Annotated in this window: 20 protein-coding genes; 13 read left to right on the top strand and 7 right to left on the bottom strand. The window is 62.6% G+C overall.

The genetic code is table 11. The features are described 5' to 3' along the window. Positions 1–5: 5 nt before the first annotated feature. The 6 genes from NPS29_RS15315 to NPS29_RS15290 all read right to left on the bottom strand — a co-directional run bounded on the left by NPS29_RS15315 (position 6) and on the right by NPS29_RS15290 (position 8,143). A complete protein-coding gene (locus NPS29_RS15315; RefSeq protein WP_274133576.1) occupies positions 6–1,157 on the bottom strand; it encodes an acyl-CoA dehydrogenase family protein in 1,152 nt (383 codons plus the stop codon). Between the two features lie 2 nt (positions 1,158–1,159). Continuing rightward, positions 1,160–2,257, bottom strand: coding sequence for an enoyl-CoA hydratase/isomerase family protein (locus NPS29_RS15310; RefSeq protein WP_274133575.1), 1,098 nt, complete (start codon positions 2,255–2,257; stop codon positions 1,160–1,162). 295 nt (positions 2,258–2,552) lie between these two features. Continuing rightward, positions 2,553–4,700, bottom strand: a complete 2,148-nt coding sequence (gene egtB / locus NPS29_RS15305) for an ergothioneine biosynthesis protein EgtB (RefSeq protein ID WP_274133574.1) — start codon at positions 4,698–4,700, stop codon at positions 2,553–2,555. A 49-nt stretch (positions 4,701–4,749) separates the two neighbouring features. Further along, a complete protein-coding gene (locus tag NPS29_RS15300) occupies positions 4,750–5,106 on the bottom strand; it encodes a DUF427 domain-containing protein (protein ID WP_274133573.1) in 357 nt (118 codons plus the stop codon). 152 nt (positions 5,107–5,258) lie between these two features. Beyond that, on the bottom strand, positions 5,259–6,467 hold the full coding sequence (locus NPS29_RS15295; protein ID WP_274133572.1) for an HlyD family secretion protein: 1,209 nt from the start codon (positions 6,465–6,467) through the stop codon (positions 5,259–5,261). Further along, the gene (locus tag NPS29_RS15290; protein WP_274133571.1) at positions 6,464–8,143 is read right to left on the bottom strand and encodes an MFS transporter; all 1,680 of its coding nucleotides are present in this window, start codon (positions 8,141–8,143) and stop codon (positions 6,464–6,466) included. The genes NPS29_RS15295 and NPS29_RS15290 overlap by 4 nt, the downstream gene beginning before the upstream one ends. A gap of 1,437 nt (positions 8,144–9,580) precedes the next feature. On the opposite strand from NPS29_RS15290, the gene NPS29_RS15285 reads away from it, so the two are divergent. Both NPS29_RS15285 and NPS29_RS15280 read left to right on the top strand, forming a co-directional pair. Further along, the gene (locus NPS29_RS15285; protein WP_274133570.1) at positions 9,581–9,841 is read left to right on the top strand and encodes a DUF2790 domain-containing protein; all 261 of its coding nucleotides are present in this window, start codon (positions 9,581–9,583) and stop codon (positions 9,839–9,841) included. 17 nt (positions 9,842–9,858) lie between these two features. Then, positions 9,859–11,070, top strand: coding sequence for a cytochrome c biogenesis protein DipZ (locus NPS29_RS15280; protein WP_274133569.1), 1,212 nt, complete (start codon positions 9,859–9,861; stop codon positions 11,068–11,070). Positions 11,071–11,079: 9 nt separating this feature from the next. On the opposite strand, the gene NPS29_RS15275 is transcribed toward NPS29_RS15280, so the two are convergent. Continuing rightward, on the bottom strand, positions 11,080–11,622 hold the full coding sequence (locus NPS29_RS15275; RefSeq protein ID WP_274133568.1) for a cytochrome b: 543 nt from the start codon (positions 11,620–11,622) through the stop codon (positions 11,080–11,082). Positions 11,623–12,308: 686 nt separating this feature from the next. Between NPS29_RS15275 and NPS29_RS15270 the strand changes: the two genes are divergently transcribed. The 11 genes from NPS29_RS15270 to NPS29_RS15220 all read left to right on the top strand — a co-directional run bounded on the left by NPS29_RS15270 (position 12,309) and on the right by NPS29_RS15220 (position 22,272). Next, positions 12,309–13,391: a transaldolase family protein gene (locus NPS29_RS15270; RefSeq protein WP_274133567.1), complete on the top strand. Its 1,083-nt coding sequence runs from the start codon at positions 12,309–12,311 to the stop codon at positions 13,389–13,391. Next, positions 13,388–14,125, top strand: coding sequence for a sulfotransferase family protein (locus tag NPS29_RS15265; RefSeq protein WP_274133566.1), 738 nt, complete (start codon positions 13,388–13,390; stop codon positions 14,123–14,125). The genes NPS29_RS15270 and NPS29_RS15265 overlap by 4 nt, the downstream gene beginning before the upstream one ends. Continuing rightward, positions 14,122–14,853: an SDR family NAD(P)-dependent oxidoreductase gene (locus NPS29_RS15260; RefSeq protein ID WP_274133565.1), complete on the top strand. Its 732-nt coding sequence runs from the start codon at positions 14,122–14,124 to the stop codon at positions 14,851–14,853. Before NPS29_RS15265 ends, NPS29_RS15260 begins: the two co-directional genes overlap by 4 nt. 38 nt (positions 14,854–14,891) lie before the next feature. Next, entirely contained in the window at positions 14,892–16,079 is a 1,188-nt protein-coding gene (locus NPS29_RS15255) for a hypothetical protein (RefSeq protein ID WP_274133564.1), read from the top strand. Then, a complete protein-coding gene (locus tag NPS29_RS15250) occupies positions 16,039–16,821 on the top strand; it encodes a class I SAM-dependent methyltransferase (protein WP_274133563.1) in 783 nt (260 codons plus the stop codon). Before NPS29_RS15255 ends, NPS29_RS15250 begins: the two co-directional genes overlap by 41 nt. A gap of 24 nt (positions 16,822–16,845) precedes the next feature. Further along, on the top strand, positions 16,846–17,457 hold the full coding sequence (gene cysC / locus NPS29_RS15245) for an adenylyl-sulfate kinase (RefSeq protein ID WP_274133562.1): 612 nt from the start codon (positions 16,846–16,848) through the stop codon (positions 17,455–17,457). Between the two features lie 100 nt (positions 17,458–17,557). Further along, a complete protein-coding gene (locus NPS29_RS15240) occupies positions 17,558–18,193 on the top strand; it encodes a CGNR zinc finger domain-containing protein (RefSeq protein WP_274133561.1) in 636 nt (211 codons plus the stop codon). Positions 18,194–18,303: 110 nt separating this feature from the next. Then, complete coding sequence (locus NPS29_RS15235) at positions 18,304–19,221, top strand: DUF72 domain-containing protein (RefSeq protein ID WP_274133560.1); 918 nt, start codon at positions 18,304–18,306, stop codon at positions 19,219–19,221. An 89-nt stretch (positions 19,222–19,310) separates the two neighbouring features. Continuing rightward, positions 19,311–20,024: an endonuclease/exonuclease/phosphatase family protein gene (locus NPS29_RS15230; protein ID WP_337993894.1), complete on the top strand. Its 714-nt coding sequence runs from the start codon at positions 19,311–19,313 to the stop codon at positions 20,022–20,024. Continuing rightward, on the top strand, positions 20,021–21,271 hold the full coding sequence (gene clsB / locus NPS29_RS15225) for a cardiolipin synthase ClsB (RefSeq protein ID WP_274133559.1): 1,251 nt from the start codon (positions 20,021–20,023) through the stop codon (positions 21,269–21,271). The genes NPS29_RS15230 and clsB overlap by 4 nt, the downstream gene beginning before the upstream one ends. Beyond that, complete coding sequence (locus NPS29_RS15220) at positions 21,268–22,272, top strand: lysylphosphatidylglycerol synthase domain-containing protein (RefSeq protein ID WP_274133558.1); 1,005 nt, start codon at positions 21,268–21,270, stop codon at positions 22,270–22,272. The genes clsB and NPS29_RS15220 overlap by 4 nt, the downstream gene beginning before the upstream one ends. Positions 22,273–22,843: the final 571 nt, after the last annotated feature.

Below are 22,843 nucleotides of genomic sequence, written 5' to 3'. Positions count from 1 at the left end.
ACCGACTAGAGGCTGTAATGACGCAGCTCGCGGGCGATCAGCAAGCGCTGGATTTCGCTGGAGCCTTCGTAGATCTGGGTGATGCGTGCATCCCGATAGTATTTTTCCACCGGGTAGTCTTCCAGATAGCCGTAGCCGCCGTGGATCTGCACCGCCTTGGAGCAGACCCACTCGGCCATCTCCGAGGCGAACAGCTTGGCCTGTGAAGCCTCCGACAGACAGGGCCTGCCCGCCGTGCGCAAGCGTGCGGCGTGCAGGACCATCAGCCGCGAGGCGTTGATCCGCGTGTGCATGTCGGCCAGCAGATTGGCGACGCTCTGGTGTTCGATGATCGGCTTGTCGAACTGCACACGCTCGCGGGCGTAAATCAGCGCTGCTTCAAACGCGGCGCGGGCGATGCCCAAGGCCTGCGCGGCAATGCCGATGCGCCCGCCTTCGAGGTTGGAGAGGGCAATCGCCAGGCCCTTGCCGCGCTCGCCCAACAGGTTTGCCGCCGGGATGCGGCAGTCGCTCAAGGTCACCGCGCAGGTGTCCGAGGCGCGAATGCCCATCTTGTGTTCCATGCGATCGACTTTGTAACCGGGGTTGTCGGTGGGCACCAGAAACGCCGACAGGCCCTTCTTGCCAAGTTCAGGGTCGGTCACCGCAAACACGATGGCCAGTTGCGCACGCTTGCCGTTGCTGACGAACTGCTTGGCGCCGTTGAGCACCCACTCCCCATCCTTGAGTTCGGCCCTGGTGCGCAGGTTATGAGCTTCGGAACCGGCCTGTGGCTCGGTCAGGCAGAAGCAGCCGATGGCCGCGCCTGTGGCGAGTTTCTCCAGCCACCGGGTTTTCTGCTCTTCACTGCCGTAATTGAGAATCGGCCCGCAGCCCACCGAACTGTGGACGCTCATCAGCGTGCCGGTGGCGGCGTCGCCTGCGGAGATTTCTTCGACTGCCAGCGCATAGGCCACGTAATCGATGTAGGTACCGCCCCATTGCTCGGGGACGATCATGCCCAAGAGGCCCAGCTCGCCGAGCTTGGCCACCACGGCATCGTCGATCCAGCCGGCGGTTTCCCAATCTCTGGCGTGAGGGGCGATTTCATGGCGGGCGAACTCACGCGCCATGTCGCGGATCATGATCTGTTCTTCGGTCAGTTCAAGGTCTTGCATGGTCAGGCCTCATGACCGCTGAAGAAACTCGCCACGTGTTCAGGGTTCAAGGCCTGGACTGAGGACGGGCTCCATTGCGGTTTCTTGTCTTTGTCTACGATCAGGGCGCGAACGCCTTCGATCAGGTCGCCTCGTTCGAACCACTGGCGGTCCAGGTGCAGTTCAAGGCTGAAACAGCTTTCGAGCGGCAGGTGGCGCCCGCGACGCAACAGCTCAAGCGTCACGGCCATGGCCAGCGGTGAACGGGTTTTCATCAGGTTGGCGGTGTCGACGGCCCAGCGGTGGGTGTCGACGACCGTGACTTCCAGCAGTTGCTCGATGATGCTCGGGATGTCCGGCAGGGCAAAGAAGTGGTCGATGGCCGGACGCAGCTTTTCCAGCGGCGGGTCCGGCAGTTGTTGCACTGCGACCTTGGCCAGCGCGCCTTGCAGGTCCTTGAGCGGGGTCAGGGCCCACTTCAGGTTGTCGAACTGACGGTCCAGGTCATCGAGCCGGGCGCTTTGCAGGTACCAGTCGGCCAGGCCGCAATACAGCGCGTCGGCGGCCTGGATCTGCACGCCGGTCACGCCCAGGTAGATCCCCAGCTCGCCCTGGACCCGAGGCAGGAAATAGCTGCCGCCGACGTCGGGGAAATAGCCGATAGCCACTTCCGGCATCGCCAGGCGGCTGCGTTCCGTGACCACCCGCAGATCCACGCCTTGCGCCAGCCCCATGCCACCGCCCAGCACGAAGCCGTCCATCAAGGCCACGACGGGTTTGCGGTACTGATGCAGGGTCAGGTCCAGGGCATATTCTTCGACGAAAAACTGTTGATGGTGGGGCAGGTTGTTCTTGTAGCTGTCGTACAGCGCACGGATGTCACCGCCCGCGCAAAAGGCCTTCTCGCCGGCACCGCGCAGGACTACGGCGTAGACCTTGTCATCGTTTGCCCAGTGGTCGAGTTGCTGCTGCAGCTGGCGGACCATGTCCAGATCGATGGCGTTGAGCCCTTGCGGGCGATTGAGGGTGATGTGCCCGATATGGTTGCGTACTTCGGACAGAACGGCGTCGCAGGCCGGTTCCTGACCTGAAGAGTGGGCCGATACTACCTGTGCCGTCATTGCAGACTCCCTGTTGCTTCTTGTTCTCGTTCAGGCGGCCAAAAACCAGCCGCGCTCCATGAAGTTCGTCAGGGATGCTAACAGTGCAAATTTGCATATGACAATGACGAATAGTTGCAGGGTGGGCGGGCAACTTTGCCTGTCGATGCCTTATGATCCGCGCACAGCGCCAACTCCGGGCATCTGACCCAGGGGTGGTCCTGTGGGAGCGGGCTCGCCCGCGAAGGCGCCAGCCCGGACGCATCGGTGGTGGCCGACCCGACGCCTTCGCGGGCAAGCCCGCTCCCACAGATGCTCAGGCCTGCAGGCTGAACAGCGCCACCTCTGGCGCGTCGCTGACCCAGTGCTCGGTCACGGTCCAGCCCGCTTGCGCGGCAAGGGCGGTGAAGGATTGCACGGTAAACTTGTGCGAATTTTCCGTGTGCAACCGCTCACCGGCGGCGAAATGGAAACGCTGCCCGGCGACTTCGACCACCTGATCCATCTGGCTGACCAGATGCATCTCCATGCACGCCTGCTCGGCATTCCAGGCTGCCAGATGGCGGAAGGCGTCGACGTTGAAGTTCGCCCCCAGCTCACGGTTGATCCGCGTCAGCAGATTCTTGTTGAAGCGTGCCGTCACACCTTCGGCATCGTCATAGGCCGCCACCAGCGTGTGCTCGTCCTTGACCATGTCCACGCCGACGATGAAATGCGCGTTCCTGCCCAGTACATCGTGGGCCGAGTGCAGAAACTCCACGGCCTGTTCATGGGTGAAATTGCCGATGGTGGACCCGGGGAAAAATCCGACGCGAGTGTGGCCGTTCGCTTCCTTGGGCAAGGTCAGCACACGGGTAAAATCATCCACCTGGGGCGCCACCACGAGCGATGGATAACGCTGGCGCAAGGCCTTGGCCGCCTTGTTCAACGCCGTGGCACTGATGTCGATCGGCACATACACCGCGATGTGCGGCGCGGCGTCGAGTAGCAGACGGGTTTTCTCGCTGGCCCCACTGCCGAACTCCACCAGTGCGGCACCTTCGGGGATGGTCGCGGCAATCTGCCCGACGACATCCGTCAACAGCCCGGTTTCGGCGCGGGTGGGGTAGTACTCGGCGGTTTCGCAGATGGCCTCGAACAGGTCCGAACCCTTGGCGTCGTAGAAATACTTGGGCGACAGGGTCTTGACCGGCGCCGACAGACCGGCGACCACGTCGCGGGCAAATTCGCTGTCGTGGGGGTTGACCACACCGGGCTGGCGCGCATCACGGGCCAGGCGCAGGCCCGACACCATCCAGCGTTTTTCGGCATGGAAGAAATTGCGATAGGTCACTCGGCAATGCTCGGGCGAGGTCACGCTGGCGCCACCGCGCAAGACCATCTGGTTGACCATGAACTTGCCGTTGTACTCGCCCACCGCACCCACCGAAGGCTTGAAGCCGGGGTAGGCGTTGTAGGCGGTCTGGGTCCACTGCCAGGCCACGTCGTCAACCTGTTCGAGCAAGCCTGCCCGGGCGGCGGCTTCCCATTCAGCCTCGGTGGGCAGGCGTGCGCCGGCCCAGTTGGCGAAGGCCGCCGCTTCGTAATAACTGATGTGGGTGACCGGGGCATTCGGATCGATGGCTTCAAGGCCGCGCAGGCTCATGCGTTTCCAGCCGTTGTCGTCATGTTGCCAATACAGTGGCGCATTCCAGCCAGCTTCCTGCACCAGCGTCCAGCCTTCGGACAGCCACAATGCAGCGGTGTGATAGCCGCCATCGGCGATGAAACTCAGCCACTGGCCGTTGGTGACAAGCCGGTCGCTGATCTCGAACGCCTGCAGGTAGGTGGTGTGGCGCGGGCCTTCGTTATCGAAGGCAAAACCCTCGCCGCCATGGCCGATCTGCGTGAGGCCGGCGTTGAGCGGCTTGAAACGCCCGCGGCGGCCGGAGGTATCCTTGGGCCAGCGCGGATCATAGGCGGGCTTGAGCGAGGACAGGCTGAACAGGTGCAGGATGTCCATCAGCAGCAGTTCCTGATGCTGCTCTTCATGGGCCAGGCCCAGTTCGATCAGGCTGCAGGTTTGGGTCGAAAGGCTGCCGGCAAAAAGCCGGGCCATCTGTTCGTCGACATGGGCGCGGTAGGCGCGCACCTGATCGACACCGGGGCGGGTCATCAGACCCCGTTGCGGGCGCGGATGGCGTGGGCCGACGGCTTCGTAATAGGAGTTGAAGAGGTAACAGAAGGCGGGATCGAACGGCGTGTAGTCGGGGATGTTCGGAGCCAGCAGGAAGGTCTCGAAGAACCAGGTGGTGTGCGCCATGTGCCATTTGGCGGGGCTGGCGTCGGGCATCGATTGCACCACCATGTCTTCGGGGCTCAGCGGTGCGACCAGTTGTTCGGTACGGCTGCGAACGCTCTGATAACGCTTGTACAGTGCAGTGGCGGCAGGTGTTTCACGTAGCTGACGGGAGTGGCGCGTCATCGGGGCTTTCTCCGGTGTTTGCCTGCGCATTGCTGCGCCGGTTTGAGCATCAGTGGACTTCGATCGTCACCTTGTCTGGATAGAACGCGACGTGCCCGGCGATCTCCTTGACCGCAGGGAAGGGCTGCTCATAGCTCCAGACGGCATTTTCAGCGGACTCGCCATTGGCCTTGAGGCTGAAATAGCTGGCATCCCCTTTGTAGGGGCAATGTGTTCGATGGTCGGTTATTTCGTAATGTTCCATGGAAATATCCGAACGGGGCACATAGATGACCGCCGGGTACTGTGCTTCCTTCAATTCCAGCGCCTTGTCGCTTTGCGCGACACGCACGCCCTTGAATTGCACGGTGACCCGGCCTCTGAGCGGGGCGATGGTGATGGGGTGATCCGGACCTGGGGTTTTCATGGCGCGTCATCCTGTCTGATCGAGGGAGATGGCAAACCAGGCGTGAGGCAGTCGGGCCGCCAAGGGAGGAAGGGCAGTGTAGTTGCCCTCCCGGCAGGTGACCGTGGTTTTTGCTGGCAGGTTCCTTGTCGAGCCGATGAACGGGCGACCCCTTAGTGCTGGTAGTGCTGGGTATCCACCGAGCCGTCGACAGGATCCGGCGGCACCGGGCCGTCCTGGCTGGTGTCGATACTCACCACCACTGACATCCCCGGGCGCAGGCGCTCTACGCCGTCCTGATCGTCATCCACGGTGATCCGCACCGGGATCCGCTGGGCAATCTTCACGAAGTTGCCCGTGGCGTTGTCCGCCGGCAACAGGCTGAACTCTGAACCCGCCGCTGGCGAGATCCGCTGCACCCGTCCGCGCATCTTGCGGTTTTCCAGGGCATCGACGGTGAAGGTTACCGGCTGTCCCAGGCGCACATTGGCCATCTGGGTTTCCTTCATGTTGGCGATGATCCAGCGCGGTTTTGGCACCAGCGCCATCAGTTGCGCGCCAGAGTTCACGTAGGCGCCCAGGCGGGTGCCGATCTGGCCGAGCTGGCCGTCTCGAGGCGCCGTGATGCGGGTGTTACTCAAGTCGATACGCGCCAGCTCGATGGAGGCTTCGGCGTTCTGCACCGAGGCTTCGAGGGAGCCGCGGTTGACGATCACCGTCTGCAAATCCTGACGGGCGATTTCCAGCGTGGCCTTGGCCTCGGCCAGGGCGGCACGGGCCTGGGCATCGGCGGCGCGGGTCACGTCCAGTTCGCTTTTCGAGATCGAGCCATCGGTCACCAGTGCCGTGCTGCGGCGCAGGTCCGCGGCGGCCTTCTCGCTCTGGGCTTGGGCGTTGGCGACCGTTGCCTGGCGTTGGACGATGGTCGCTTCAGCACTGCGCCGCTGTTGCAGGTTGTTGTCCAGCGCGGCTTTCTGAATGCCCAATTGCGCGAGGCCCTGATCCAGATGCTGCTGGTAGATGCGGTCATCGATGCGCACCAGCAGATCGCCTGTTTTGACCCACTGGAAATCCTGCACCGGCACTTCATACACGTAGCCGCTCAGCTGCGGCCCGATGATCGTGGTCTGCCCGCGTACCTGGGCGTTTTCGGTGCTTTCGATGGGGCTGCTGAACGGCGGCAGTTGCCAGGCGTACAGCACCACCAGCACCCCGGCCAGCGCGACACCGCCGAACAGGATCGACGACACCAGGCGAATCTTCGCCGAACGCGGCTGGCTGGTGGCGGGCATCGCTGCCGGTGCCGGGGCGGGGCTTGCCGAAGGTGCCGGGGCGGCCTGGGTGGGCGGTGGGGTGCCGGAAGGCTTGCTCGGTTCTGTCATGAAGGTTGTACGCCGCTGGGTTGAACGGAAGAGGGTGTCGAAGGGGATGGCGTGAACGGCGCGACCGGTTCGGTGGTGATCCACAGCCAGGTCGCGCGGCTGGTGATCCAGATCATGGTCAGGATCGCGATCAGGGCGATCAGCATGAACACATCGTTATAGGCCAGGGTATTGGCCTCCCGGGTCGCGGCGGTGGCCAGGGCGCGAATGCCCTGGTTGGTGCGCGCCGAAGGGTCGGCGATGGCCGAGAGGTACGAGGCGCTGGAACTCTGCAAGCGCGCCTGCACCTGCGGGTCGAGCAGGGTCACGTGCTCGACGATGTGCGCCGAATGAAACTTCTCGCGCCAGACCTGAAAGGTGCCCAGCAACGCCGAGCCGATCAGGCTGCCGACGTTCTGCGCGATCCCGAACAGCACCGAGAAACTGACCATGTTGCGCGGGTTGCTCAACACGCCGCTCATGCCCAGCACCAGCGTCGGCCCGAGAAAGAAGGTTCCACCGAACGCCAGCAGGAACTGGCTGAAATACATCTGCGGGCCACGGGTCAGGCTGGTGGAGAAGCTGTCCATGATCGAACCTGTGGCCATCAGCGCCAGGGAGATGATGAGCGGCTTGAACAGGTGCTGCGGGTGAATCGTCATCGCACTGACCACCAGCCCCGCGACACTGCCCAGCAGCATGAAGAAATACAGGGTGTGCAACTGTTCTGTGCCCTGATTCATGCCCTGCAGAAAACCCACGGCGCCGGTGGCCTGCTCCGACAGCACGATGCGCGTGAGCAACACGCCCATGGCGAAGCGGATCATCCGCCCGCTGCCCAGCCAGCGGGTGATCAGCAAGGGGCGAGTGCGGTTGTGCTCGATACAGATGCCTATCACGATCAAGGCGATGGAGGAGGCCAGGGCCACGCCGATCCACGGCTCCTCCAGCCACCATTCGATGCGCCCCAGCGACAGCGCCGCGCACAGGGCAGCGAAGCCGGTGGCGAGTAGGATGAAGGTCAGGAAGTCGAGCTTTTCAAAAGCCTTGAAGCGATCACCTGGCGGCAGCTTGAGGATCAACACGCAGCCCAGGGACAGCAGGCACATTCCCAGCTCGAACAGGTACAACCCGCGCCATTCGGCGATCTGCAGCAGGTCTTCGGACACCAGCCGCGCCAGCGGTGTGGCCAGCTGTGCCGTGCCCAGGCCCAGCACCAGCGCTTTCATGCGCCACTTCTGCGGGAAGGCCTGGATCATGTAGTAAAGGCCCAGGGAGCTGAGCGCCGCGCCGACCATGCCGTGGGCGGCGCGCACGGCGATGGCCGATTCGATGTCGTTGACGAACAGATGGGCGAAGGTCACCAGTGCGTAGAGCACCAGGAACACTTCGGTAAACGCCCGCAGGCCGAACTGCTGGCGAAACTTCACCAGCAGCAGGTTGATCGAGACGTTGGTCATCACATAGGCGGCAGGCAGCCAGGCGATCTCAGCCTGGGTCGCACCCAGCGCGCCTTGCAGGTATTGCAGGTTGGCAACCACCAGCGCATTCCCCAGGCCGCCGGTGAGGGCAACGATCACCCCGACAATCGCAAACGCCCAGCGCTTGGGCGTGGAATGCAAAGGCGTAGACGGCGACCCGGGAATCGTCGGCCGCTCGTGGGGTGCCCAATTGTGGGGTGTGTACTTGTCGTTCATCGAGCAGACCTAAAGGATGCTGTCCTGAGACCGTGGCTGCAGCGATATTACTCACCAGATGCCCGTGGCGTATGACGATTGTGCGTGAGAGGAGTTTAGATGCTCTGGATTGGATTGGAGGTGGGTCAGGAATTTATGTCTACGGCAGCACGGCTTGCTGATGCGGGCGATCTTGAAGACGCCGTCGCGGGCAAGCGCGCTCCTACAGATGCGAACACCGACCCGTACCAGCACGGCTTGCCGGCGGGGGCGATCTCGAGTGCGCCATCGCGAGCAAGCTCACTCCTACAGGGTTGAGTCAACCCGCACGTAGCAGCACGGCTTGCCGGCGTCGGCGATTTTGAAGACGCCATCGCGGGCAAGCGCGCTCCTACAGATGCGAACACCGACCCGTAGCAGCACGGCTTGCCGGCGGGGGCGATCTCGAGGGCGCCATCGCGGGCAAGCTCACTCCTGCAGGGTTGAGTCAACCCGCCCGTAGCAGTCCGGCTTGCCGGCGGGGGCGATTTTGAGGGCGCCGTCGCGGGCAAGCGCGCTCCTACAGATGCGAGCACCGACCCGTAGCAGCATGGCTTGCCGGCGGGGGCGATCGTGAGGCCGCCATCGCGGGCAAGCGCGCTCCTACAGATGCGAACACCGATCCGTAGCAGCACGGCTTGCCGGCGGGGGCGATCTCGAGGGCGCCATCGCGAGCAAGCTCACTCCTACAGGGTTGAGTCAACCCGCACGTAGCAGTCCGGCTTGCCGGCGTCGGCGATCTTGAAGACGCCATCGCGGGCAAGCGCGCTCCTACAGATGCGAGCACCGACCCGTAGCAGCACGGCTTGCCGGCGGGGGCGATTTTGAGGGCGCTGACGCCGGCAAGCCGGACTGCTACGGGATGGTGGTGTGTTTTTGATTTTGATCTTCATACGCGGTGGTGCAGGCGCCGCCGAACGCGACGTTAAGGCGCCAGGCCGAGCGCAGGTGTCGTGGAGGGGGATGAGCGGCAGGGATGCCGCGAAAGCCGTGCGGGCCAGGGACGGCCCATCACGGCGTGCCCCCGGAGCGGCGCCGGAGCGAGGGAAGCCCGAAGGGCCCCAGCCTGTCGCAATGGCTTTGCTTACTTTCCCCGTAAGGAAAGTCAGTCGCCCGTAAGGGGCGAAACCCTAAAGCCCAACCACCGCCATAACGGATATACACACAATAACGGCGTCGCCCAAAGACGCGGAGCGTCAAACGAGCCGTTACCACGCGGAGCGTGGGAACGATCATTTAGCGGGGAACGATCATCCACCGATCCCCAGGATTTGTATCTCACTGTATCCACACCCCCCACAGACACTTACCGATGAAATAGCCCCGCCCCCCCGACACATCCGCGATACCTCCAGACCGTTCAATGGGCTCCAACGAAACACACAACCTTGAACACACTGAAAACCTCTGGAGATCGCCATGAACTGGAAAAACCTCTCAATCGCCACCCTGTTCGCCGCCCTGAGCCTGGGCGCCCTGTCTGCCCAGGCCCAGGACCTGGCCAAACCACAGGCCTACAAATACGGCGACCACCTGGACATCCAGAAAGTCATCTCCTCCCACGAAGGCACCACCCCGGTCTGCGGCGTCGTCACCTCGCAACTGACCTACCTGGATTCGATGAACCAGACCCACGTGCTCGACTACAAGAGCTTCTCCGGCGGCTGCCACGACAACTGATCAGGCAGGTACTCCCTATGTTGCTCATCGCATTCCTGGGCGGGATCGTCACCGTTCTCAGCCCCTGCATCCTCCCCGTGGTGCCGTTTCTGTTCGCCCGCGCCGACCGCTCGGTGTCCTCGGTGCTGCTGACGCTGCTCGGCCTGAGCCTGACCTTCGCCCTGGTTTCAAGCCTTGCGGTGGTGAGCAGTGATTGGGTAGTGACCGCCAACGGCATCGGCCGGCAGGTGGCGCTGGTGATCCTGGTGCTGTTCGCACTGTCGCTGTTGTCGGCCAGGATCGGTCACTGGCTGACCTGGCCCCTGGTGACACTGGGCAATCGCCTGGACCCGGCCACCCGCCGGCTGTCCGGCCCTTCGGCCTCGTTGCTGATCGGCGTGGCCACCGGGCTGTTGTGGGCGCCCTGCGCCGGGCCGATCCTGGGGATCATCCTGACCGGCGCCATGCTGCAAGGCCCGAGCGCACAGACCAGCCTGCTGTTGTTGGCCTATGGCCTGGGCAGCGCGGTGTCGCTGGGGGCGCTGATCTTCGCCGGGCGCGGCCTGGTGGCGAAGATGAAACTGTCGCTGCCGGTCACTTCTTGGTTGCGTCGCGGGGCGGGCCTTGCGGCGCTGGTGGTGGCGGTGACCATTGCCAGCGGTTCGCAGAATCAATTGCTGGCTGGCACCTCATCCCAGGGCGCGGCGGCGGTGGAGCAGGGCCTGCTGAGCGGCGTGCCGAAGGTCATCGATTACCTGATCAGCAGCGTCAAGGCAGCCTCGGCACCTGATGTCAGCGCCAAGGGTGAAATGCCGTCGCTGTCCGGTGCCGTGCAATGGCTGAACTCGCCAGCGCTGAGCAAGGAGTCGCTGCGGGGCAAGGTGGTGCTGGTGGATTTCTGGACCTTCGACTGCATCAACTGCCAGCACAGCATTCCCTATGTGAACGAGTGGGCGAAGAAGTACGAGAAGGACGGCCTGGTGGTGATCGGCGTCCACACCCCTGAATACCCTTACGAGCGGGTGGTGGACAACGTGCGCAAGAACGTCGCCAAGCTGGGCCTGAATTACCCGATTGCCATCGACAATGACTACGCCATCTGGCGCGCATTCGGCAATCAGTACTGGCCTGCGCACTACATCATCGATGCCCAGGGCCAGATCCGCTACACCCACTTCGGCGAAGGCGGCTACGACACCCAGGAGCAGGTGATCCAGCAACTCCTCGCCGAAGCCCGCGCCAAGGGCTGATCGAGCGGGCTACACCATGCGGCGCACGGTATTGTCCTTGCGCACGAAGTGATGCCAAAGGGCTGCAATCACATGCAGCCCGATGACGTAGTAGAAGATCGTCCCCAGCAGCACGTGGTAATGCTCCAGCGTTTCGGCGGTGTCCTTGGCGATGGCGAACGGAGCGGGAATGCTCAGCGACGTCAGCGGAATCGGTAACGCACCGCGTTCCAGCAACACGGTGAACAGGCCCAGCAGCGGCTGCGCGAACAGGAAGGCATACAGCGCGTAGTGCGACATGGTCGCGGCCAGACGCAGGGCACCCTCCAGTGGCGGGGTGATGCCCGGGGGCGTGTGGCGGTGACGCTCGGCGATGCGAAACCAAGCCATGATGAACACCACGATCCCCACCCAGAAATGACTCTGGACCACCAGCGCGCGCAGATCGGTGCCCTTGGCGAACTGGCTGCGGCTGAGAATCAGCGCGTAGGCCAGCACGATCAGCACGGCCATCACCCAGTGAAACCAGCGGGCCTTGTAGCTGTAGCGTTCGGTATTGATAGGTGTACTCACGGTCGGGTCCCTCGGTTCCTGGTTTTTTTTCGCAGGCAGTTTGCCTTGCCTTTATGAACGCTGTCAGCGCCACAGGTTTCGATCAAGCGCTGTGATGGCTTTCAAATGGCGTGCCGGTTTTACCAGCGCAGCCCCATGCCTTGAAACGTTGCAAAACGCTGATCGGAAGAATGTTGCATATCACGGTCCTTAGAATGTTTTGCATCCATAACCGTAAAAGTGTGTGGTTTATATTCATGTCCAACAAATAGGCGCCAAATAAATAACTTGTCAGTAATAAGTAATACTATTTGTTAAAGAGTTAATTCGAATGATGTTATTCAAATGAGGGTATGGCTCGATATTGAAGTTATTTTGTTTTTAAGATCTATCAATTGCTCTTTTTATAATTATTCATAATTAGCAATCCATCGAAACGAGTTTGACAGGTAATCCACTTGGATCCATCTTTATCACCGACGGTTCAGCGTCCCTGACTATCGGTCTGACCAGACTGGCATTTTGCCCAGCTCCACTGGGGCCTTCACCACCATTCATGGATATTTGCACACAGGACTCTGCACATGGACGTCCCCGGATTCGCTCGCCTGTTGAAACAGCAAAACATGGACTCCGAAGTGTGGTGGGATTCGTCCCCCACAGAGTGCGCCCTCTTTAAAAGGCGCATGTTGTCGCTTTATCCCGATATGTCGGATTACATCGCTCATTTATTTCCCGAAGTCTTTTCGCGACAAGCTGGCGATATCAGCGGTGCCACCACTAATCCAAGCCTGATCAGCCGCACCGTACTGGAAAACAGCGCTAAATGGCGCGACTACCTCGCCAGCCTGTCCCTGAGCCTGCCCAGTGCCGAAAAGGCCCGCAGGGTCTATGACCAAGCCATTGTCGAAGGCGCGAATGTGCTTTATCCCTCGTGGGTGGGTTCTGCCAGGCGCCATGGCTGGCTGTCGGCGCAGATCGATGGCGGCGAGCGCATGGGCGAGGGGATGCTGGTGGCCCGGGGGCTGCAACTGGCGAGCCTGGCGCCGAATGTCATGGTCAAGGTGCCGGGCAGCGAGCAGGGCTATCGCGCCATCGAACAGTTGGTGGCCGAGGGCTGTTCGGTCAACAACACCTTCTGCTTTACGGTGTCGCAGGTGGCCGCCTGCCTCAAGGCCATCCATAACGGACGCCTTCGTGCACAGGTTCAGGGCGTGAATACCGATCATGCACGCTATGTCATCAGTTTCATGATCGGTCGACTGGGCGCCGAGCCCGAGTTCGAAGGCCAGGCCCGGCAGCGCCGTCTGCACCTGACCGCAGCCGACCGGCGCTGGGCCGAGCTTGCGGTCTATCAGGCGATGCAGGCGCTGCTGCGCCGCTGGCAGACACCGGCGCGGCTGTTGCTGTGCAGCCTGAAGATCGACACCGATGTGCGCGGCCGCGAGCACTGCTGGCACCTGCAGCGCACCGGGGCGGATGCCACGCTCTATACCATGACGCCGCAGATCCTCGAGTTTCTCATCCGCCGCCAGCAGCAAGGCCAGCCGATCGTGCCCGCCCGGGACTGGGTGCAGGTGCCCAAGCGGGTGCTGAACCGGCTGATGGCGATTCCCTATTTCAACCAGGCGTACTTCGAAGGCGATCTGGCGCCGTCCGAATTTTCCCGTCATCCGGCGTTCATCACCGCCAGCCGCGATGCACGCGATGGCCAGGAGCGCTTGCTGGCGTTCGTCAAGAATGCGCACGGCGCGCCTGTGAATGGCATGCCCATGGAGCGTGCCTCATGAACCGCATGATCGCGCTGTGGGCGCACCCGCGTTCACGCTCGACGGTGCTTGAGCGGGTGTTCATCGAACGCGGCGATTTCGAGGTGTTCCATGAACCCTTCGCGCACATGGCGTTCGACGAGCAGTCGGCCATCCCCCACGACGATCTGGATTGCGGCTTGCCGCGCAGCTACGAAGCGATCAAGGCGTTGCTGCGCGACACCCGCCAGGCCCGCAACGTGTTTCACAAGGACATGTGCTACCACTGCCTGGACGAGCTCAAGGCCGACCCCGAGTTTCTGCTGGAGCAGCAGAACGTGTTCATCATTCGCGAGCCGGGCCGGGCCATCCTGTCCCACCACGCGATGTTCGCGCAGATGCCGCTGGCGGCCATCGGGCACAAGGCACTGTACGAAATCTTCTGCGAGGTGACGCGGCTCACCGGAAAGATTCCCTACGTGGTCAATGGCGATGACCTGGCCAGGCAGCCGGAGCAGACCCTGCGCAGGCTCTGTGACCACTTGCAGCTGGACTTCCTGCCCGAGGCGCTCAGTTGGGAGGCCGGTTGCCCTGCGCAATGGATGGCCTGGCGCAGTTGGCACAAGGAGGCGGAGAGCAGCACCCGGATCGTCGCGCCGGAAACCGGATTCGACGAACGCCAGCTCACTGAATCCCCCCATCTGATGGCGTATTACCAGGTCCATCGGCCGTTCTACGAGCGCATGAATCACTTCGTGCAACAGGGACATCCATGAAAAAGATCGTTATCACCGGCGCCGCCAACGGCATTGGCAGGGCCACCGCGATGGCCTGTGTGGAGGCGGGGTTCTTCGTGATCGCTGCCGACAAGGATCGCCTCGGCTTGCAGGCCCTGCAACGCGACCTGCCACCCCACAGGCTGGAAACCCACCTGGTCGATTTCGCCCAGGCATCGGTCTACCAGTCGTTCATCGGCAATCTCTACGAGGTTCACAAGCACCGCAGCCTGCACGGGCTGGTCAACAACGCAGGCGTCTACAACGGCAAGAGCGTGTACGACTACAGCGACGGGGACATGGAGGAAATGTGGGCGGTAAACCTCAAGTCGCTGGTCTACCTGTCCAAGGATTTCGCCCGGCACGAACCCCAGGCGCAGCATTCGCGAAGCATCATCAACATCACCTCGGTGGCCGGCGAGGTGGGCAGCATGGACGCTCTCTACGGCGCCACCAAGGCGGGCGTCATCGGCCTGACCAAGGCCAACGCCTGGAATTTCGCTCCTCGGGTGCGGGTCAACGCCGTGTCTCCGGCGCTGGTGCGCAATACCTCCATCCATGACCGCATACCCGAGCATCGGCGCAAGGAGTACGAACGACAGGAAATCCTCGACGAGCCCATCGAACCCCAGGGCGTGGCCGATGTGATCATGTTTCTGCTGTCTGACCAGAGCCGCCACCTGACCGGGAAAGTCATCGCAGTCGACAACGGCGCCTACCCGCGCTGACGCGAGCGGGCGAGGGACGCTAACAAGGAGAACACGACATGCAACGCAAAAAGTTGTTGATCGTTGGCGGCGGCAATCTGTGCCTGCAGATCCTGCAGATTCTGGCCGGACGCAATCAGTTCGAATTTCACGTGGCCAGCCGCAACCTGGAACAGGCCACGCGGCTGTGCAACCTGGTGCGGCTGGCGGCCTTGCAGCGGGACGTGCAGGTCAGTATCCAGCCCTGGGAGATGGACCTGACCGAGGCCACCATCGAGCGCAACGCCTACACCCTCGCCAAGATCAAGCCCGACATCATTCTCAACTGCGCTTCGCTGCAGTCCTGGCGCATCATCACCCAGCTTCCCAAGGTGACCTTCGACGCGCTGGACGAGGCGCAACTGGGGCCCTGGCTGCCGATGCACCTGGCGCCGGCCTATGCCTTGATGCGGGCGATCAAGCAGTCCTGCCCCAGAAGCCTGGTGGTCAACGCCGCGTACCCCGATGCGGTCAATGCGGTGCTGTTCAAGGCCGGCCTGGCGCCGGACGTGGGCGTGGGCAACATCGCCAATCTGGTGCCGGCCACCCGCTGCGCCATCGCCCGGCTGGCGCACTGCGAGCCGCTTCAGGTCGGGGTCAAGCTGATCGGCCAGCATTACTTCAGTCATTACGTGCCCCGCCGTGGCTTGCCGGCCCAGGCCCATTTCAACCTGAGTTACTGGATTGACGGCCGCGAACGCACCGACGAATTCCCTGCCCAGGCCATCTTTGCCAGCGTCGCCGAACACTTCCGCCGGCTGGGCGGCATCGATGGCCAGTACCTGACCGCCATGTCGGCGATCCGGGTGCTGGAAAACCTGTTCGCCGAAGACGAAGTGCACGTCCATGCCCCCGGCCCCCACGGCCTGCCGGGTGGGTATCCGGTCAAGGTCGGCATGGGCCAGGTGCTGCTCGGGCTGCCATATGGCGTCACGCGGGAGGAGGCGATCACGCTCAACGAGGCCGGGCAGCGCCAGGACGGTATCGAGTCGATCCTGGCCGATGGCACGGTGGTGTTCGGTCGGGCGCAGATGGGCGTGATGGAACAGATGCTGGGTTATTTCATGCCGCAGATGAAGGTATCGGAAGCGGCGCATTGTGCAGAGGAGCTGGGGCGTAAATACCGGGCGTTCGCCAGCGACATTCATCAGCAGGGAGTCAGCAGCCATGTCAGTCAGCAACCCGCTATCACCCGCCGCGCCAGTTGATCTTGACGATCAGGATTACGCGCAACAGTACAGCGCCGATTTCGTCGCCCGCTGGGATGAACTGATCGACTGGGACAAACGCGCCGCGGGGGAGGGGTCATTCTTCACCGATCAACTGCTTGCGGCCGGCGCCTGTCGAGTGCTCGACGCTTCCACCGGCACCGGCTTTCACGCGGTGCAACTGCGCCGGGCCGGGTTCGATGTGGTGGCCTGCGATGGCAGCCCGAGCATGTTCGAACGGGCCAAGGTCAACTTCGCCCGGCGCAGCCTCGACATCCCGTTGCTGTGCCTGGACTGGCATCGTCTTGATCCCAGGCTGCTCGGCACCTTCGATGCGGTGGTGTGCCTGGGCAGCTCGCTGTGCCACCTCTTCGAGCAGGACGAGCGGGTCGAAGTGCTCAAGCGCTTTCGTAGCGTGCTCAAACCCGGCGGGCTGCTGTTGATCGATCAGCGCAATTTCCAGGCGATCCTCAGTGGGCATTTTTCTTCGTCGGGGCGCTATTACTACTGTGGCAAGAGCGCGAAGGTCACGCTGGGCGAGCTCAACCGCTCCCTGTGCGAGTTCATCTACACCTTCAGCGATGGCGCCTGTTTCCGGCTGCGGGTGTACCCCGTATTGCCCGCGCAACTGAGAGGCGAGCTGGCGCTGGCCGGGTTTGAAGTCGGCAAGAGCGTGGGCGACTTCAAGCATGTCTATGACCCGATGCGCGCCGACTTCATCATCCACCAGGCCTTCGCCTGAAAACAAAGCCAGGGAGGCTTTAGCATGAACATCCAGAGTGCCCCTTCGGGCTCGACCCACAACCTGTTCGCCTATTCATTCACCCGCAAGGCCCCGGGCGAAGGGCAGCCTGCACCCCATGTCATCTGGCTGACCGGGCTGTCCGCGGCCGGCAAGTCCACCATCGTCGACGGCCTCAACCCGGTATTGCAGGGGCGCGGGCTCAGGACCTGCATCCTCGACGGAGACTCGGTGCGCAGCGGCCTGTGCCGCGACCTCGGGTTCAGCGACCATGACCGCGAAGAAAACGTGCGCCGGGTGGCGGAGGTGGCGGCGTTGATGGCCGATGCCGGGCTGACCGTCATGGTGGCGCTGATTTCGCCGACCTATGCCTGCCGCCATTACGCGCGTTCGATCATCGGCACCGAGCGGTTCGTCGAAGTCTTTGTCGATGCGCCGCTGGCGGTGGCCGAGGCGCGGGATCCCAAGGGGCTTTACCGGCGTGCCCGCCAGGGTGAAATTCGCGGCTTCACCGGCATCGATTCGGCGTATGAACCGCCGGTGTGCCCTGAGCTGCACATCCACAGCGACCGGACCAGCGTCGCCGAGGCGGTGGGCATGATCGACGACTGGCTGCGCCGTTCCAGAGGCGAATGACCGTTCATCCCCCTCGTTTGAAGGGGCAGTCGTCAGAAATTCCCTCGAATTCGCCCGTCTCTGCCATTATTCAGCAGTGAGCCACTGCTGGGGACGGGCGATGTCTATCGGTCAGTTGAAGGTCAATGCCATCCGCCTGGTCGGCGGCATGGGCGTGCTCGACTTCCTCAATACCTGCGATGGCCGCAGGCCCGGCACAGGGCTTGATGAGGTGATCGACAAGTTGTCGAATCTCGAAGACGTCGTGCACTGGTTTCATCACGCTGGCCTGATCGGTTCGGATGAGCATGAGCGGCTGGTGCACCTGGTGCATGATGCGTCCTGGCACAGCATCACGGCGTTCAGCCAGCTGATTGCGTTGCGCGAGTCGCTGTACCGGCTGTTCCTGGCCTTGGCGCTGGGCGAAGCCGCAGATCCTGTGGCCATGGACGAGCTGAACGCGGCCCTGGCCCAGACCGCTGCGCAGCGTCAGGTGGTAGCGGTGCCGGGCGGGTTCATCTGGCGCTGGTTGCCGGCCGACTCCCTGGAAGCCATGACCGCAGGTTTCATCGGCCGCATGGCGGTACAGGCTGCGGCGCTGCTGACATCCCCCGACCTCTCCAGGCTCAAGGCCTGCGCGACACCTGACTGCGACTGGCTGTTCATCGACACCTCGAAAAACGGCCGGCGCCGCTGGTGTCAGATGAATGTCTGTGGCGCGCGCGAGAAGGCTCGCAGGGCGGTAGGGCACTTCTAGGCCAGCCAAGCCCTGCAAAAAACTACGGAACCTGGCCACCTCTCAAGCTTCATATCCTTTTGAAGGCGCTCACGGCACGGGCCGTGGCGGGAAGCACAGAGAGCACTTGCATGGGCGATATCCGTATCGGCATCTCGGGCTGGCGCTATGTGCCGTGGCGCGGTGATTTCTACCCGGAAGGCCTGGCTCAGAAAAACGAACTCAAATTCGCGTCCAGAGCGGTGAACAGCATTGAAATCAATGGCTCGTTCTACTCTCTGCAGTCGCCGGATCTCTACGCCCGCTGGTATGCCGACACGCCCAAGGGCTTCGTTTTCAGCCTCAAGGCGCCGCGTTACATCACCCACGTCAAGCGTCTGAAGGACATCGACGAAGCCCTGGCCAACTTCTTTGCCTCGGGGCTGTTTCAGTTGAAGGACAAGCTGGGACCGATCCTCTGGCAATTCCCGCCAAGCTTCAAATTCAACGCCGAACGCTTCGAGCATTTCCTGCAACAGTTGCCCCACGATGGCAAGGCCGCCAAGGCCTGTGCCCAGGGCTGCGCGTCGCGCATGGAAAAACCGGGCTATCTCGACATTCCGGCCAGGGCGCGCCTGCGTCATGCCGTGGAAATTCGCCATGAAAGCTTTGCCGCCGCCGAATTCATCGCCCTGTTGCGCAAGTACAAGGTGGCGCTGGTGACCGCCGACACGGCCGGCAAGTGGCCGTATCTGGAAGACCTTACCTGCGACTTCATCTACCTGCGCCTGCACGGCGACGAAAAACTCTACGCCAGTGGCTACACAAAGCCTGCGCTCAAGCGCTGGGGCGACCGCATCGATGCATGGCGCCAGGGCGAGCAACCCGCTGACGCGCACCTGGCCAGTGCCAAGGCCATGCGGGCGCGGAAGTCGCGGGATGTCTTCTGTTACTTCGACAACGACATCAAGGTGCGCGCGCCCTATGACGCACGGGCCTTGCTTGCGCGTTTCAAGCTGACCGACGCGCTGCAAGTCGCGCCCGGCGATCTGCAAGGAGTTGAGTTTTGAGCAGCATTTCCAGTAGCGTCCTCGCCCCCCAGGACACCGGCCGCCGACGACCGCCGGCGTCCACCCGCATCACCCTGCACGTGCTGACCATGAACATGCACATGGGCTTCGGTTTTCTCAACCGGCGCTTCATCCTGCCCGAACTGCGCGATGCGGTGCGCAGCGTGTCGGCCGATGTGGTGTTCCTCCAAGAGGTGCACGGCGAGCATCAGAGCCATGCGCAGAAGGTCAAGAACTGGCCGACCATTTCGCAGTACGAATTCCTCGCCGACAGCATGTGGCAGGACTTCGCCTACGGTCGCAACGCGGTGTACCCCCACGGCCATCACGGCAACGCGCTGCTCTCCAAATACCCCATCGTGCGCCATGAGAACCTCGACATTTCGATCCTCGGCACCGAAGAGCGCGGCCTGCTGCATTGTGTGTTGCAGGTGCCGGACTGCGGCGAGGTCCACGCCGTGTGCGTGCACCTGGGCCTCAAGGAAATTCATCGCCAGCAGCAACTGGCGCTGATGGCCGACCTGGTCGCGCGGCTGCCGGCCGATGCGCCGGTCATCATCGCCGGAGACTTCAACGACTGGCGGCAGAAGGCCGATGCGGCGCTGGCCTCGACCGGCTTGCGCGAAGTGTTCGTCGAAACCTTCGGCGCTCCGGCCAAGAGCTTTCCGGCGCGTTTTCCCCTGTTGCGGCTGGACCGCATCTACGTGCGCAACGTCAGCATCGCCAAACCCCAGGTCCTGTCCAACCGGCCCTGGTCACACCTGTCCGATCACGCGCCACTGGCCGTGGAGGTGATCCTGTGAAGACATTCAACGATCGATGCGGCATCTGGCAGGACGGCAACTCGGTGGAGTTGCTGATCAATGGCGAGGACTATTTCAGCAAGGTCTTCGCCTGTATTCGTGCGGCCCGGCAAGAGGTGTTGCTGGAAACCTTCATCATCTTCGAAGACCGCATCGGCGAAGGCCTGCAACAGGCGGTGATCGAGGCGGCCAGCCGTGGCGTGCGGGTGGTGATCACCGTGGACGACTATGGCACCTGTGACCTGAGTTCGGCGTTCGTGGCGAAGATGATCGAGGCCGGTGTGCAGATCCAGCTGTTCGATCCGCAGCCGCGGCTCATGGGCATGCGCACCAACCTGTTCCGCCGCCTGCACCGCAAGGTGGTGGTGATCGATGGCGAGCTGGCGTTCATGGGCGGCATCAACTACAGCGTCGATCACATGGCGGACACCGGCATCACCGCCAAGCAGGATTATGCGGTGCTGGTGCGCGGCCCTATCGTGGCCGACATCCATCGCTCGACCCTGAACATGCTAAGCCCCGCGTTGCGCAAGACCTTTGCGCCACTCAAACCTGTAACCCGCCAGGCGGGCCCTGCGCGCATGTTGCTGGCCGAGCGCGACAATCGCCAGCACACCACTGACATCGAAGAGCAATATCTTCTCGCCATGCGCAGCGCCCAACAGCGCATCACCATCGCCAATGCGTACTTCTTCCCCAGTTACCGCTTCCTGCGTGAACTGCGCAACGCCGCGCGTCGGGGGGTGAAGGTCACCCTGATCCTGCAAGGCAAGCCGGACATGCCGTTCGTGCGCATGTGCTCGCGCCTGACCTACACCTGGCTGCTGCGCGAAGGGGTGGTGATCCACGAATACAAGCAACGTGCGCTGCACGGCAAGGTGGCGCTGATTGACCACGAATGGTCGACCGTGGGCTCCAGCAACCTCGACCCGTTGAGCCTTGCGCTGAACCTTGAGGCCAATCTGTTCATCCGCGACCGGGCGCTGAACGAGCAGCTGCATCAGCACTTGCAGGACCTGGCGGCCGCCCACAGCAAGCAGGCCAACCTCAAAGGGCTGGCGAAAGGGCAGTGGTGGCGGGCGCCGATGATCTTCCTGAGCTTCCACTTTCTGCGGCATTTCCCTGCCATCGCCGGCCTGTTCCCGGTACACGGTCCGCGGCTCAAGCCCATGCGCGCCGCCGACGGGCTGCCAGAGGCCCAGGTGCTCAAGCATGAATTGGCGCCTGAACAGGAGAAGTCGTCATGAGCGGTCTGTCGCGGACAACCGGGCACCCAGGCACGGAGCAGGCCACTGGCAAACACGGCCCCTGGCTGAAGTGGGCAAAGCGCCTGTTCACACTGTTTTTCTTCGTCGCAGTGCCGGTGTTGCTGTTTCTGCTGGTGAGAAATCTGGACTGGAACGAGGTGACCCACGCGCTGGAATCCTACAAGGCCAGCACCCTGGCGCTGGGCTTTGTGGTGGCAGTGGGCAGTTACCTGACGTATTGCGGATTCGATGTGCTGGCGCGGCGCTACACCGAGCACAAGCTGTCGGTGAAGCAGATCGTGCCGGTGACCTTCGTCTGTTATGCCTTCAACCTGAACCTGAGTTCCTGGGTCGGCGGGATTGCCTTGCGTTACCGTTTGTATTCTCGCCTGGGGCTGGATGTGCCAACCATCACACGCATTCTCAGCCTGAGCCTGGTGACCAACTGGCTGGGCTACATGCTGCTGGCCGGGTTCGTGTTCGCCGGGGATTTCATCGACCTGCCCGAAGGCTGGAAGATCGGCGACACGACACTGCAGTTGATCGGCTTCGTGTTGCTGGCGGTGTGTTTCGGGTATTTTCTGGCGTGCCGCTTTTCTCGTCGGCGCACCTGGACCATTCGCAAGCAGAAGCTGGTCTTGCCGTCGTTGAACCAGGCACTGCGCCAGGCCTGCCTGGGGGCGCTGAACTGGGGGCTGATGGCGCTGCTGATCTACATACTGCTGCCGGAAAAGGCCTTCTATCCGGCGGTGCTGGGGATTTTGCTGATCAGCAGCATCGCCGGGGTCATCGCTCATATCCCGGCGGGGCTTGGGGTGCTGGAAACGGTGTTCATTACGCTGATGCAGCATCAGTTCAGCAAGGGGCAGTTGCTGGCGGCGCTGATTGGCTATCGGGTGATCTATTTCCTGATTCCGCTGATGCTGGCGGTGGTGGTGTATCTGGTGTTGGAGAAACGGGCCAAGGGCATGCGCAGGCGTAACGAAGCGCGGGATCTCTGATTTTTGTATTGATGATCGTTCCCACGCTCTGCGTGGTAACGGCTCTATTGACGCTCCGCGTCTTCTTGCGACGCTGAAGTCGTGTGTATATCCGTTTTCGCGGTGGCTGGGCTTTAGGGTTTCGCCCCTTACGGGCGACCTACTTTCTTTCGGGAAAGTAGGCAAACCATTTGCTCCTGGCTGGGGTCCTTCGGACTTCCCTCGACTCCGGCGCCGTTCCGGGGGCACGCCATGATGGGCCATCCATGGCCCGCACGGCTTTCGCGGCTTCCTGCCGCTCATCCCCCTACACGACGCCTGCGCTCGGCCTGGCGCCTTTACGTCGCGTTCGGCGGTGTCTGAACCACCGCGTAAGAAGATCAAAATCAAAATCTAAAACACACCCCCGACCCGTAGCAGCACGGCTTGCCGGCGGGGGCGGCCTCATGATCGCCGACGCCGGCAAGCCGGACTGCTACGGGGCGGTACTCGCATCTGCAGGAGCGCGCTTGGTCTGGGCCGCATTCGGACGATCGCGTCCTCGAGATCGCTCCCGCCGGCAAGCCGTGCTGCTACGGGTCGGTGTTCACCC

Origin of the sequence: Pseudomonas putida (assembly GCF_028682175.1) — a bacterium.
In the GTDB taxonomy this organism is placed as follows: Bacteria; Pseudomonadota; Gammaproteobacteria; order Pseudomonadales; family Pseudomonadaceae; genus Aquipseudomonas; species Aquipseudomonas putida_AD.
This window is presented reverse-complemented; position numbering and strand designations above follow the sequence as displayed.